Origin of the sequence: Flavobacterium sp. YO12, from assembly GCF_004119495.1 — a bacterium.
Classification (GTDB): domain Bacteria; phylum Bacteroidota; class Bacteroidia; order Flavobacteriales; family Flavobacteriaceae; genus Flavobacterium.
In genome coordinates this window covers 11991-26078 of sequence record NZ_NRQU01000002.1, presented here as the reverse complement: position 1 = coordinate 26078, position 14088 = coordinate 11991, and the positions used below count along the sequence as shown (strand labels likewise).

At 34.4% G+C, this 14088-nt stretch carries 11 protein-coding genes; 4 read left to right on the top strand and 7 right to left on the bottom strand.

Annotation, left to right across the window (positions count from 1 at the left end; all coding sequences use genetic code 11):
- Window positions 1-7: 7 nt before the first annotated feature.
- From BOW55_RS00760 to BOW55_RS00740, 5 genes are all read right to left on the bottom strand, one after another.
- The gene (locus BOW55_RS00760; RefSeq protein WP_129022558.1) at window positions 8-3184 is read right to left on the bottom strand and encodes an efflux RND transporter permease subunit; all 3177 of its coding nucleotides are present in this window, start codon (window positions 3182-3184) and stop codon (window positions 8-10) included.
- 89 nt (window positions 3185-3273) lie between these two features.
- Entirely contained in the window at window positions 3274-4341 is a 1068-nt protein-coding gene (locus tag BOW55_RS00755; protein WP_089053715.1) for an efflux RND transporter periplasmic adaptor subunit, read from the bottom strand.
- A gap of 9 nt (window positions 4342-4350) precedes the next feature.
- The gene (locus tag BOW55_RS00750) at window positions 4351-5685 is read right to left on the bottom strand and encodes a TolC family protein (protein ID WP_129022557.1); all 1335 of its coding nucleotides are present in this window, start codon (window positions 5683-5685) and stop codon (window positions 4351-4353) included.
- A 60-nt stretch (window positions 5686-5745) separates the two neighbouring features.
- On the bottom strand, window positions 5746-6345 hold the full coding sequence (locus tag BOW55_RS00745; protein WP_129022556.1) for a TetR/AcrR family transcriptional regulator: 600 nt from the start codon (window positions 6343-6345) through the stop codon (window positions 5746-5748).
- A 108-nt stretch (window positions 6346-6453) separates the two neighbouring features.
- Window positions 6454-6975: a YceI family protein gene (locus BOW55_RS00740; protein ID WP_089053712.1), complete on the bottom strand. Its 522-nt coding sequence runs from the start codon at window positions 6973-6975 to the stop codon at window positions 6454-6456.
- A gap of 265 nt (window positions 6976-7240) precedes the next feature.
- On the opposite strand from BOW55_RS00740, the gene BOW55_RS00735 reads away from it, so the two are divergent.
- Together BOW55_RS00735 and BOW55_RS00730 are read left to right on the top strand one after the other, a co-directional pair.
- The gene (locus tag BOW55_RS00735) at window positions 7241-8215 is read left to right on the top strand and encodes a polyprenyl synthetase family protein (protein ID WP_129022555.1); all 975 of its coding nucleotides are present in this window, start codon (window positions 7241-7243) and stop codon (window positions 8213-8215) included.
- Window positions 8216-8258: 43 nt separating this feature from the next.
- Complete coding sequence (locus BOW55_RS00730; protein WP_129022554.1) at window positions 8259-8612, top strand: hypothetical protein; 354 nt, start codon at window positions 8259-8261, stop codon at window positions 8610-8612.
- Between the two features lie 29 nt (window positions 8613-8641).
- On the opposite strand, the gene BOW55_RS00725 is transcribed toward BOW55_RS00730, so the two are convergent.
- Both BOW55_RS00725 and BOW55_RS00720 read right to left on the bottom strand, forming a co-directional pair.
- Window positions 8642-9214, bottom strand: coding sequence for a hypothetical protein (locus BOW55_RS00725; protein ID WP_129022553.1), 573 nt, complete (start codon window positions 9212-9214; stop codon window positions 8642-8644).
- Window positions 9215-9264: 50 nt separating this feature from the next.
- A complete protein-coding gene (locus tag BOW55_RS00720) occupies window positions 9265-9816 on the bottom strand; it encodes a hypothetical protein (RefSeq protein WP_129022552.1) in 552 nt (183 codons plus the stop codon).
- Between the two features lie 116 nt (window positions 9817-9932).
- Between BOW55_RS00720 and BOW55_RS00715 the strand changes: the two genes are divergently transcribed.
- Window positions 9933-12707 carry a 2-oxoglutarate dehydrogenase E1 component gene (locus BOW55_RS00715; protein WP_129022551.1) on the top strand — a complete coding sequence of 925 codons (2775 nt, stop codon included), beginning with the start codon at window positions 9933-9935 and terminating at the stop codon, window positions 12705-12707.
- Between the two features lie 82 nt (window positions 12708-12789).
- Window positions 12790-14016, top strand: a complete 1227-nt coding sequence (gene odhB / locus BOW55_RS00710; RefSeq protein ID WP_129022550.1) for a 2-oxoglutarate dehydrogenase complex dihydrolipoyllysine-residue succinyltransferase — start codon at window positions 12790-12792, stop codon at window positions 14014-14016.
- The last annotated feature ends 72 nt before the right edge of the window (window positions 14017-14088 follow it).

The window sequence follows — 14088 nt, the reverse complement described above, 5'->3', positions numbered from 1 at the left end:
TCAACAATTAATGGGTGTGTTTCGGATTAAAACCGTCTTCACTTAATTCTGTCGGCACATAATCTGCAAACATTTCAGCTTCGTAATCGATTTTTTCTCCTTTAGAGAATTTATGAATAATTTTCTCCATGATATTATAAATTACTGGAACTACGATCAAGGTTAGGAATAAAGAAGAAATTAATCCTCCGATAATTACCCAAGCCAAACCGTTTTTCCACTCAGCTCCAGCTCCAGATGCTAATGCAATTGGAAACATACCAAATACCATCGCAATTGTCGTCATCAAAATCGGACGTAAACGAGCGTGGTTTGCTTGAATCAACGCTGTTCTGATCGATTCTCCAGCTGCTCTACGCTGATTGGTATAATCGACAAGCATAATCGCATTCTTACACACCAGACCAATCAACATGATGATCCCTAAAATGGTAAAGATATTCAATGAGTTGTTTGTTAATGCCAAGGCAAGCATCGCTCCAATAAACGAAAGCGGAATTGCAAACAATACTACGAATGGGTGCACAAAACTATCATACAAACTCACCATTACAAGGTAAACTAAGATAATTGCAGCTAATAATGCGATTCCTAAAGTACCAAATCCTTCAGATTGGTTCTCCATATCACCACCCCAAATATAGTTTACTCCAACAGGTTTTTTCAGCTTATCTAATTTTTCCTGCCATATTCCAACAATTGTTCCTGAAGGAACTCCAACGTTTTGTCCTTTTACAGTTACAGATGCCGATTTGTCTCTACGCTCTAACTGGCTAGGTCCTGAACCTTCTGTAATATCTGCAAACTGAGACAATTTAATTTGCTGTCCAGCATTGTTTATGAAAATCAAGTTACTTACATCAGTAATACTTTTTCTGTCGAATGCGTTATATCTAATGTTGATATCGTATTCGTATTCACCAGCTCTGTATTTACCATCTGTATTTCCGCTAAAAGCAGTTTGCATCGTTAAACCAACTGTTTGAAGTGTTAAGCCTAAAGCAGCCATTTTATCACGGTCTACTTTTACGTTAATTTCAGGGTTTCCGTCCTCAACAGTCAATTTAATCTCTGTTGTTCCAGGAATTTTACGTAATTCAGCTTCTGCTAATTTTGCAAATGCCATCGCGCTTTCTGTTGACGGACCTGTTACAATTAATCCTAATGTTGCATCTTCAGCAGTTCCTAAAATACCTACGGGAACCGTTTTTACTTTTGCTCCAACTAATACTTTTTCAAGCTTACGTTTAATTTTTGCCGCATAAACTGAGGCATCATCTTTACGATCTTTTTGATCGATCATTTTTACGTCAATCTCTGCTTTGTAAGCTGTAGCTTGCGATGCTCCAAAACCTTCTGAAGTTTGTCCTACTGTTGTAATTTGACTGTGAACATATTCTTCATTTTTAAGGAATGCTTCTGCTCTTTGAGTCATGAAGTTGGTTTGTTCTAACGAAGCGTCTTTTGGCATTTCGATTTGAACTAAGAACTCTCCACTATCAGATGATGCAAAGAACTCTCCTCCAATGAAACCTCCGCCCATTAATCCAACTGTTGAAACTAAGAAAAGCACAATTACAACTGCAAACGTTTTAATATAATGATCTAAACACCATGTTAACAAATGAGAAACCCAGTCTGTAAATCGTGTTAAATAACTTTCGAAACCAAGAATGATTCTTCCAAATAAATTCTTCCCTTCAATATGCTCTAATTTCCCGAAACGAGATGACAACCAAGGAATAATTGTAAATGAAGCCAACAATGACAACATCGTTGAGATAATTACGGTAACACAAAATTGTGTAATAATATTAGATACTAAACCAGAACTCATTGCGATTGGCAAGAATACCACGACAATTACTAAAGTAATCGAAGTTACTGTACCACCAATTTCTGCAGTTCCATCATAAGACGCACGAATTCTGCTCTTACCCATTTCCATGTGCCTGTAGATATTTTCTAATACCACAATCGCATCATCGACCAGAATACCAACAACTAGAGACAATCCTAATAAACTCATTAAGTTTAAGGTATATCCCATTAAATAAATACCAATAAATGTAGCAATTAACGATGCAGGAATAGATACCATTACAATCAATGAGTTTCTAATACTATGCAGGAAGAACAACATTACAAAGGCAACAAGTACTACCGCAATCAATAAATCGTGTACTACAGAATCTGCTGCTTCAAGTGTAAATACTGTACTGTCTTTTGCAACTTCTAATTTTAGTTGATTTTCTTTATAATCTTTTTCAAGAGTTGCAATTGTTTTTAATAAATGCTCACTTACCGCAACGGCATTTGCATCAGATTGTTTTACGATTTGTAAAACGATCGCGCTTTTTTGATCTACACGTGATATTTTCTCCGCAATTTTTTGCGTATCCTGAACATCAGCAATGTCACTTAAACGAACTTGTATTCCGTTTTGAGAAGAAACTACTAAGTTTCTTAATTCTTCAACACTTTTATATTTACCCGCTAAACGAATTAATATTTTTTGATTACGAGTTTGGATATTTCCTGTTGGGAAATCTAAGTTTGACGTTAAGATATTTTGTTGTACCTGTGGAACTGACAAGTTGTAACCTTGCATTTTTACTGCATCAAGATTTACTTGAATTTCACGCTCTGATCCACCAATAATATTTACCTGAGCAACTCCTTGTACACGAGATAAAATAGGCGCAATTTTTTTATCAATTAAGTCATAAAACGCAGCTTCATCCATTTTTCCGTTAGCACCAAGCGTCATAATTGGTAAATCACTCAGCGAGAATTTGGTCAATGCCGGCGTTTTAACATCATCTGGTAAATCACTGATGATCGCATTAATTTTTCGCTGTGCATCGTTCAAAGAGAAATCGACTTTTGCGTTTGATGTTAATGTAATCGATACGATGGATAAACTTTCGTACGATTTAGAGTCAATTTTCTTGACATTTTCTAAGGATGCGATCGCGTCCTCAATTTTCTTGGTCACAGTATTTTCAACCTCACTTGGAGAAGCTCCAGGATAAACGGTAGAAATGGTAATAACGTTTTGTTCAAACTTTGGGATCAGCTCGTAGCCTAGCTGGCTGTAACTGAACAATCCACCAAGTGTTAGAATCGTAAACAATACAATTACTAACGACGGACGTTTTATGGATATTTCGGCTAATTTCATATTTGTTGCTTTATGCTGTAGGCTGTACGCTATAGGCTTCAGGCTTTTAAAGGGCTTAAAGCTTATAGCTTACGGCTTAAAGCCAATAATTATTTAATAATTTCTACTGTATTTCCGTCTTGTAAGTTAATCTGTCCTGTAACGATTACTTTTTCTCCATCAGATAAACCATTGATAACCTCAACTTTATCACCCAAAATTCTACCTGCAGTTACTTTTCTTAGTTTTGCAATACCATTTTCAGCTACAAAAATTTCGTTGCTGCTTACACTTCCAACAAACGCGTTTCTAGGTACAACCATCATGCTTTGTTTTTGTTGTTTTGATGCAAAGTTTGCAGTTCCGTACATACCCGCTTTTAGGTCGTTGTTGGTGTTGTTTGTAATTTCGATTTCAACAGGAAAGTTTAAAGACTCATCAGCTTTTGCAGCAATGAAAGTAATTTTTCCAGAAAAAGTTTTATCAGGATATACACTTGCAGTAATATTAACATGATCTCCTAATTTTAAACTTGTTACTTGATTTTCGTTTACAGTAACAATAAGTTTTAGTTTAGAAACATTTACAATATCAAACAATGCAGTTGCAGGCATGCCTGTTAAGATAGATCCCGGCTCAATGTATTTTTTATTGATAAAACCATTAATTGGTGCTTTTACTTTAGTATCACCAACATTGATATTTGCTTGTTTAAGATTAGACTCAGCATTTGTTAAAGCTAATTTTGCCTGATCTAATTGTTGTTTAGTAACACCGCCTGTTTTAAAAGCATTTTCGTATCGGCTGTAATCAGATTTTGCATTTTGATATGCTGCTTGTGCTTGTTGTGCACTTACATTGATTACATCACCTCTCATGGTTAACAACGTTTGACCTACACGTACATAATCACCTTCTTTAGCCAAAACACTGATTACTTTTCCAGATTTCTCAGCTGAGAATGTTAATTCTTGAATAGGTTGAAAGTTTCCGTTTGCAACAAAATCTAATGAAACTTCTTCTGTTTTTACCGGTGAAACTTTTACTGAAACTGCTGCATTTTTTTCTGCAACAATATCTGTTTTTTCTTTATTTTCTTTCTTATTATTATTTAAGACATACCCAATCGCCCCCAGTGCTGCGATTATGATTACGATTGTTATAATAGTTTTCTTCATTGTAATTAGTTATTTAATAAGAGATTTAAGTTCGCCTTTTGATTTGATTAAAGATATTTCGGCAATTTTATAATTTAAAACTGCTCTTGTAAAATTATTTTGAGCTTCAAGAGATGCATTCTCAGCATCCAGCAAATCAGTTAATGATGCTAATCCTTGAAGATAATTATTTTTTGTATTGCTTAAAATCTCAGTCGCTAAACGCATATTTTCTTTTTGGTTTTGGATCGTTACAAGGTTGTTGTCAATTTGAGCCATTGCATTTCTATAATCTAAATCAAGCGAAAGTTTAGTGTCTTTAATATCCTCTTGAAGCGTTCTGATTTCTACATCAGCCTGTCTTACTTTTGCACGAGTTCCAAAACCCGTAAAAATCGGCACATGCAAATTCAATCCAATTGCAGAGAAATCTGACCAATACACGCCATTTGAAGGTTTTGCAAACCAAGGCATATTAGGTCCTTGACCAATATAATTGTAACCAGCAGTCAGCGAAAGTGTTGGATAATATCCCGCCTCAACCGCTTTTTTATTGAATACTAAAAGTTCTTCTTGTTTTTTCAAAAGCAAGTACTCTGTTCTATTTTCAATATTTGGTAGCTCAGTTAATGATGCAGGCACCACTTCAAATTCTTCTTTAGGCATATCGATTACCGTTTCAATAGGCATACCCATATAAAACTTCAAAGCATTTTCCTGTAATGTAATTTGATTTTTAATCTGCTGGCGCTCTGTATCGATGTTTGACATTTTTACAACAATACGATCCAAGTCAATTTTCTTAGCCAAGCCATTATCAAACTGCCCTTTTACAATATCACGAACCTTAGTAGTATTAACATAGTTACTGTCTAACAAAACCAATCTTTCTTTTTGTACATATACAGCATAATAGTTGTTTGCCACTCTTTCAATTACCTGTTCTTCTGTTAACTGATCGTTTATTTGATAAAATTCGCGAGTAGATTTTGCCGCTCTTAATCCTGTAAAAACAGATTGATCAAAAATTGCCTGAGTCAAAGAAACTCCCGCAGTTGATGTCCATTTTTGACCAAATGCCGCTTGAATTGTAGTTCCCGGCTGACCAAATCCTGCTCCATCAATAACCGTTGTTTGAATTATTGGATTATGAGTTAAATTTCCGTTTGCAGAAATTTGAGGTAATGCTCTTGAACGTATTTCCTGAATCTTGTACTCACTATTTTCAACCTGTAATTTTGCTTTTTTAGCATCGGCTTTATTTTGAAGCGCATAATTAAGTGCGTCTTTCAAGGTTAAAGTTGTTACTTGCGCATTGACCGATAAGCCAATTGTACACAAAAATATAAGAACTATTCGTTTCATATGAAGTTAAAATTTGTTTTGGATTGATGATTTAAAAATCATGTTTATATAGATTGATGATTATGCTCTAACTTTTTCGAGTTGTTTTTCTAACTCAGCTATTCCTTTTTCTGTTGCCATTGCTCTGGTATGATATTCCAAAGCTTCCAATTCTATTTCCTGCGCTTCTCTTTCAGAGACTGTTGTTTCGTTTATATGAAAAATTAAAGTGTAATAAAACTTCACATAAATGTCAATATTTAAATCGGGGCGATATAATCCTTCTCGGATTCCTTTTTCGATATTTTCTCTAAAATACTGTGTACATTGGTCGATTTCGTACGACAATACATTTTGATAAATTTCTGGGTAATGTTTCTTTAACTGATAGATTGGTGATGTATCTGTATTGTTTTTAAACATATCACGAAACATCTCTCTAATTTCAAAATTCTCTTGAATCGCGTTGAAGTTCTTCGCCACAATAGTGTCAATTATTCCATGCACTTGTTTATGAACCGTCGAAGTACTCTCTTCAATCAAAACTTCTTTATTACAGAAATACTTGTAAATCGTTTTTTTCGAAATACACATTTCACCCGCAATATCATCCATCGTAACGCTCTTAAAACCAAGCTTCAAAAAAAGTTCACTGGCTTTCGAAATAATTTTCTCTTTCATTTTAATTTCCCGACTTGCATCACAAATATACTTAGGAAACTAAAATCTAAAAAATAGTTTCCATTATATTTGTAATAATTTTACATTAAATTATACTTTCTGTAAGATTTATATACTAAATTCTAAGTTTGCAATAAGCTTAATATCTTTGCCTAGTGCTAAACCTCCGTTATGATTAAATGAATTATAGTCAAGTCCAAAATCCTGACGTCTAATATCTCCTTTAATTTCAAAAGCAACTTTTCGCTCTCCATTATAAGTATTAACGCCAATAAATTCTGCATCAAGTTCTACAACTTTAGTCACATCTTTTATCGTTAAGTCGCCTTTAAAAAAGTTAATATTATTATTCACTTTTTGAAATGAAGTCGATTTAAAACTGATGATAGGATGCTCATCTACATCAAAAAAATCTTGAAGCTGTAAATAAGTATCTATTTGCTGAAAGCTTTCATTTTTGTTATTTATATCCAGTGAAAATTCAACTGACGCATCTTCAATTTCATTGTCTTCGATATTCACATAACCGCCAAATTTATTCGTTGTCCCTCCTAAATAAGCAATTATCGAATGTCTCATTTTTATTAAAACATCTGATTGTGTCGAATCTAAAGTCCATGTTGTCTTCATAAATATTTGATTTTATTGAGTTTATAGCTTCCTCAAACCTCTTTCGGAAACTTTTACAGTGTTTCAAGTTTCCAAATTAACGGTGCAAATATAAACAGGAAACTCTAAACACCAAAAAAGTTTCCGTGTTTTTTTAAAATAATTTTAACTTATTCAGAATTAATGCCTTTCCAAACAATTTTAGAAGGAAACTCTCTTTTGAAATTTTAAGGTCAAAATAATTCATTAATGAATTGTATCTTTGAGGCTCATAAATTAGAATTTCATGCACGATATAAGTCAATACCAGGATTTTTTTATTGATTACTTAAAAAAACAAGACATACACAAAGAACCCGGGAATCTTTATGAACCTATCGAATACATTTTAGGACTTGGCGGGAAACGCATACGCCCAGTGTTGACTTTAATGGCTTCTGAAGTTTTTGACACAACTTATAAAACGGCACTTCCGGCTGCAATGGCGGTTGAAGTTTTTCATAATTTTTCGCTGGTTCATGATGACATCATGGATGACGCACCTTTGAGAAGAGGACAAATAACAGTTCATGAAAAATGGAATTTGAATACAGGAATTCTTTCGGGCGATGCAATGCTTATTTTAGCTTATCAGTATTTTGAACAATATGAACCAACTGTTTTTAGAGACTTAGCCAAACTTTTCAGCAAAACTGCTCTCGAAGTATGCGAAGGACAGCAATGGGATGTTGATTTTGAAGAAAGAAACAACGTTACCATTCCAGAATACTTAAAAATGATCGAATACAAAACTGCTGTTCTTGTAGCTGCAGCAATGAAAATGGGAGCAATTGTTGCCAAAACTTCAGAAAAAGAAGCCGATTTAATTTATGATTTTGGACTAAATTTAGGTTTAGCTTTTCAACTTCAAGACGATTATTTAGATGCTTTTGGAGATCCAGAAACTTTCGGAAAACAAGTTGGCGGTGACATTATTGAGAACAAAAAGACATACTTATATATAAAAGCATTAGAATTCTCGACACCTGAAAAAGGGGATGAATTACAAAAATTATTCAGCATTCAATTAGAGGATAATTCAGAGAAAATTGAAAAAGCGAAAGCTATTTTTAACGAATCCGGCGCTTCAAAAGCAACACAAGAAACTATTGAAATGTATACTCTTAAAGCTTTTGAAACTTTGGAAAAAATGGAAATCAGTGCAGAAAAGAAAAATGTTTTGAGAACATTCGGCGAGAATTTAATGGATCGAAAAGTTTAGTTTTTCATTCGCAAATAAATAATCTAAAAATAAATCTACTTAAATGTATATTACTCCATTAAATAGCGATTTATTATTTGAAGAGGCCCAAAAGGAATCTTTATATCTAAACCTGATTGAGCAAATCAATAAAGATTTTAATTTGGCTAACGAAGGAATCGATTTTCCGTTAAGTGTTTCTCCCGAAGAACTAAAAATTCAGCTTCACGAAAAAATCTACAGAATGATTCAGTACAAATTTGCTGAGTACCTGAACCTGCTTTACATCATCGATGTTTCTGAAAACGAAATCAAAAAACTCGACGGCTCAGATTTAGTAATCCTAGCTGAACAGGTTTCTTTTTTAATCTTAAAAAGAGAATGGCAAAAGGTTTGGTTTAGGAATTATTATAAGTAAAGGTGCTGAGGTACTAAGGTGCTGAGATTCTAAGTTTTTTTATCATTGAAACGCACAATCTTTTGTAATTTATCTAATTCCTCAAAAAGTCCAAAATACTGGGTATCAATTTCACTCCCGATAATTTGGAAACGACCACATTTAAAACAGATTTTTGCTATCCCAATTGTCTTTTCTTTCTTTTTGAAGATAAAAATATCCCGATACTCAGGAACACAGGCATAAGCACTCATTTGTAGAGAATCTTTTTGACTGAATACATTTTCAATTTCCTTTTGCTGTCTAATAGTAAGATTCGACTTCTTGTAATTATGACTTATCAAAATTTCTTCAAAATCTCTTTTAGGAATACTATCAGGAAAATATCCCATAAATAAATCTTCAAACTCCCGATGTTTTTTTGATTTTTTACTTTTTTCCTCAAAATCAATTATGCTTTCAAGAGTATAATCCACAAAATAATGATTGATTTCATCCGAATCAAAAAAAGGTCGCAACTTTTTTTTTGCAACCACTTCCTCTTTATTATCAACATCTGACTTCTTAGAATTGTTACAGCTCAAAGCCACAATTACTGTAATTATAAAAATAATCTTCTTCAAATTTCCACATTTAAAACCTTAGAATCTTAGCATCTCAGAACCTTAACCCCTTAGAAATAAACTCTCACAAAAGGCATAAAACCAGATCCGTAAAGACTTCTATCAGGATCATACAAAACATCGTATCGCGCACCAATGGTAACACTTCCAGTTCTGTAACCAGCACCAAGATACAAAGCAGTATTCCAATAATTATCTGAATAACTTGGCCTGTATGGAGTCGAATCATAATCTGTATTCACTCTTACCTGCTCTAACTCTGCTGACAATTGAATTTCTGGAATCGGGTTTACAAGTGTAACTAAACTTCCTCCATAAACAAATGAATCATAATAATTTTTAGAAGACAAATAACCAAATTGCAATCCTACACCAACCGATACAATTGGGTTGACATTGTAAATTGCACTTGGCATTACAGAAATATCGGTATAACCAGAACCAATTCCAACACCAAGTCCGCCTCCAAATTGAACCTTGTCCCAAAAATGATTACTGTTGTCTATAACATACTTCTGCTGTGCAAATGTAAAACTGGAAAACAAGACTGCTATAATCACAAAAAAAGATCTGCAATCGATTGAAAATTGAATTTTATTCATAGTTAAGTCTATTTTTAACAAATTTTTACGTAAAAGTACGTAAAAAAAAGATTTAAATAAAGGCGATTGTTGTACTTTTGCCATTCTATTTAACAAAAAGTATATTCACTAATATTATGGATAGGTTTTCATTTTTAAATGCAGCGCATACAGAGTTTTTCGCACAATTATACGATCAATATTTAGTAAACCCAGACAGCGTAGAGCCAAGCTGGAGAAGTTTTTTTCAAGGTTTCGACTTTGGACAGACGGTTTATAATGACGAAAATCCAGTTCAACAGATTGTTGAATATGTGACTAGCGGCAACGCGGACTGCAGTTTGGTTTCAGAAAAACTGCAAAAAGAATTCAACGTACTAAAATTAATTGACGGATACCGTACTCGCGGACATTTGTTTACAAAAACAAACCCTGTTCGTGATCGTAGAACTTCATCTCCAACTTTAGACATCGAAAATTTCGGATTATCAACTGCTGATCTTTCTACTGTTTTTGATGCTGCACAAACAATTGGAATGACACCTTCTTCATTGCAGGACATCGTAAATCGTCTTCAAGCTATTTACTGCCAGCATATTGGTATTGAGTATATGTATATCAGAAATCCTGGCGTTGTAAAATGGATTCAAGATAAATTATCTGTAAATGTTAATCAGCCTAATTTCTCTACAGAAGAAAAGAAAACAATCTTAAATAAATTAAATCAAGCCGTTTCTTTCGAGAACTTCCTTCATACTAAATATGTTGGACAAAAACGTTTCTCGTTAGAAGGTGGAGAATCTATCATTCCTGCTTTAGATGCTTTGATCGAGCAAGCTGCTGAAAAAGGTGTTGAACAATTCGTAATGGGAATGGCTCACCGTGGCCGTTTGAACGTTTTGGCAAACATCTTCGGAAAATCGACTCAAGATATTTTTGGTGAATTTGACGGTAAAGATTACGATCAAGAATATTTTGACGGTGACGTAAAATACCACTTAGGTCTTACGGCTGACAAAAAAACAAGATCAGGAAAAAACATCAACATCAATTTAGCACCAAACCCTTCTCACTTAGAAACTGTTGGAGCTGTAATTGAAGGAATCACAAGAGCTAAACAAGATAAATATTATGCTGATGATTTCTCTAAAGTATTGCCTATCGCTGTACACGGAGATGCTGCAATCGCAGGACAAGGCATATTGTATGAGATCATTCAAATGGCTCAGCTTGATGGTTACAAAACTGGAGGAACAATCCATATTGTAATCAACAACCAAGTTGGTTTTACAACAAACTATTTAGACGCACGTTCCTCTACTTACTGTACAGACGTTGCTAAAGTAACTTTATCACCAGTATTACACGTAAATGCTGACGACGCTGAAGCTGTTGTACATGCAGTATCTTTTGCATTAGACTACAGAATGCAGTTTGGACGTGACGTATTTATCGATTTATTAGGATACAGAAAATATGGTCACAACGAAGGTGATGAGCCTCGTTTTACACAACCGGTATTATATAAAATCATTGCTAAACATAAAAACCCAAGAGACATTTACGCAGAGAAATTATTGTCTGACGGCGTAATCGATGCCTCTTATGTAAATGGTTTAGAAAAAGAATACAAATCTGCTTTAGAAGAGAACTTAGAAGCTTCTCGTAAAAAAGACTTAACAATCATTACTCCATTCATGAAAAATGAATGGGACGGATTTGTTCAAGTAACAGATACACAAATGTTAGAGAAAGTAGACACTACTTTTGACAAAAAAGGATTGGATTCAATCATCAATACCATCTCAACATTACCATCAGACAAAAAGTTCATCAATAAAATAAGTAAAATTGTTACTGATAGAAAAACAGGATATGACAATAATACTCTTGATTGGGGAACTGCAGAAGCACTTGCTTACGGATCGCTTTTAACAGAAGGATTTGATGTTCGTATTTCTGGTCAAGATGTTGAAAGAGGAACTTTCTCTCACCGTCATGCTGTAGTTAAAGTTGAAGATTCTGAAGAAGAAGTAATCCTATTGAATTCTATTGAAAACAAAAAAGGAAAATTCGGTGTATTCAACTCTCTTTTATCAGAATATGGTGTTCTTGGTTTTGATTACGGATACGCATTAGCAAATCCAAAAGCCTTAACAATTTGGGAAGCGCAATTTGGAGATTTCTCTAACGGAGCTCAAATTATGATTGACCAATACATTTCTTGTGGTGAAGACAAATGGAACAACCAAAATGGTATTGTTTTATTATTACCTCACGGATATGAAGGACAAGGTGCTGAACACTCTTCTGCAAGAATGGAGCGTTACTTACAACTTTGCGCAAGACATAATATGTATGTTGCTGATTGTACAACGCCAGCAAACTTCTTCCACTTGTTGAGAAGACAAATGAAAACGAATTTCCGTAAACCATTAGTTGTTTTCTCTCCAAAAAGTTTATTACGTGATCCAAGATGCGTATCAACGGTAGATGAATTAGCAAACGGTAGTTTCCAAGAAACAATTGACGATAATACAGTAGATAAAAAGAAAGTAAAAACTTTAGTTTTCTGTACTGGTAAATTCTATTATGATATTGTTGCAGAAAGAGAAAACAACGGAAGAAATGATGTTGCAGTTGTTCGTATCGAGCAATTATTCCCTTTCCCAGTTGAACAAATCAAAGAAATCATTGCAAAATATCCAAATGCTGATGATTACGTTTGGGCTCAGGAAGAACCTAAAAACATGGGAGCTTACAGCTTTATGTTAATGAACTTTGATCTAGTAAAATGGAGATTAGCATCATTAAAAGCATACTCTGCTCCAGCATCAGGAAGTTACACACGTGCAAAACGTCGTCATGCAGATGCAATTAGAATGGTATTCGATAAAAATTTATTCAGATAAAAAATTAGTTTAACGTTTAAGAATTAAAGACCAGCCAAACTCTCTAAATCTTAAGCAATACAAACCTTAAACAAAAACAAAGATGATTTTAGAAATGAAAGTCCCATCACCAGGGGAATCAATAAAAGAAGTTGAAATTGCAACTTGGTTAGTAAAAGACGGAGATTATGTAGAAAAAGATCAAGCTATTGCTGAAGTTGATTCAGATAAAGCTACTCTTGAATTACCTGCTGAAATGAGCGGAGTTATTACGCTAAAAGCTGAAGAAGGTGATACAGTAGCAGTAGGCGCTGTAGTTTGTTTAATTGATACTGATGCAGCAAAACCTGCAGGCGGCGCATCTGCGGCTCCAGCAGCTGAAGCTCCAAAAGCTGAGGCACCAAAAGCCGAAGCTCCAAAAGCGGCACCGGCTCCAGCAGCAACAAGTTATGCAGCTGGAACTCCATCTCCTGCAGCAAGAAAAATATTAGACGAAAAAAACATTGCTCCTGCAACAGTTTCTGGAACTGGAAAAGGCGGAAGAATTACTAAAGATGATGCTGTAAATGCAGTACCTTCTATGGGAACTCCAACTGGAGGAAGCCGTGGAACTGAGCGTACAAAATTATCTATGTTACGTCGTAAAGTAGCAGAAAGATTAGTTTCGGCTAAAAACGAAACGGCTATGCTTACTACTTTCAACGAAGTAAACATGACACCAATCAACCAAATTCGTAATGAATACAAAGATGCTTTCAAAGCAAAACATGGTGGTTTAGGTTTAGGTTTCATGTCCTTCTTTACAAAAGCAGTTACAAGAGCTTTACAATTATACCCAGATGTTAACTCAATGATGGATGGTGACTACAAAATCGCTTATGATTTTGCTGACATCTCAATCGCGGTTTCTGGACCAAAAGGTTTAATGGTTCCTGTTGTTCGTAATGCTGAACTATTAACTTTCCGTGGAATTGAAGCTGAAATCAAAAGATTAGCTTTAAGAGCTCGTGATGGTCAAATTACTGTTGACGATATGACTGGAGGAACTTTTACAATCACAAACGGTGGAGTTTTTGGAAGTATGTTATCTACTCCAATCATCAACCCTCCTCAATCAGGAATTTTAGGAATGCACAATATTATTGAGCGTCCAATTGCTGTAAACGGAAAAGTTGAAATTCACCCAATGATGTACGTAGCTCTTTCTTATGACCACAGAATTATTGACGGTCGTGAGTCTGTTGGTTTCTTAGTTGCTGTGAAAGAAGCATTAGAAAATCCTTTAGAATTATTAATGAACGGAGATGCTAAACGTGCTTTAGAATTGTAATTTCATTATTTTTAAATAAAATCAAAAAGCCTGTTCATTCATTTGAACAGGCTTTTTTTCTTACTATTAGCT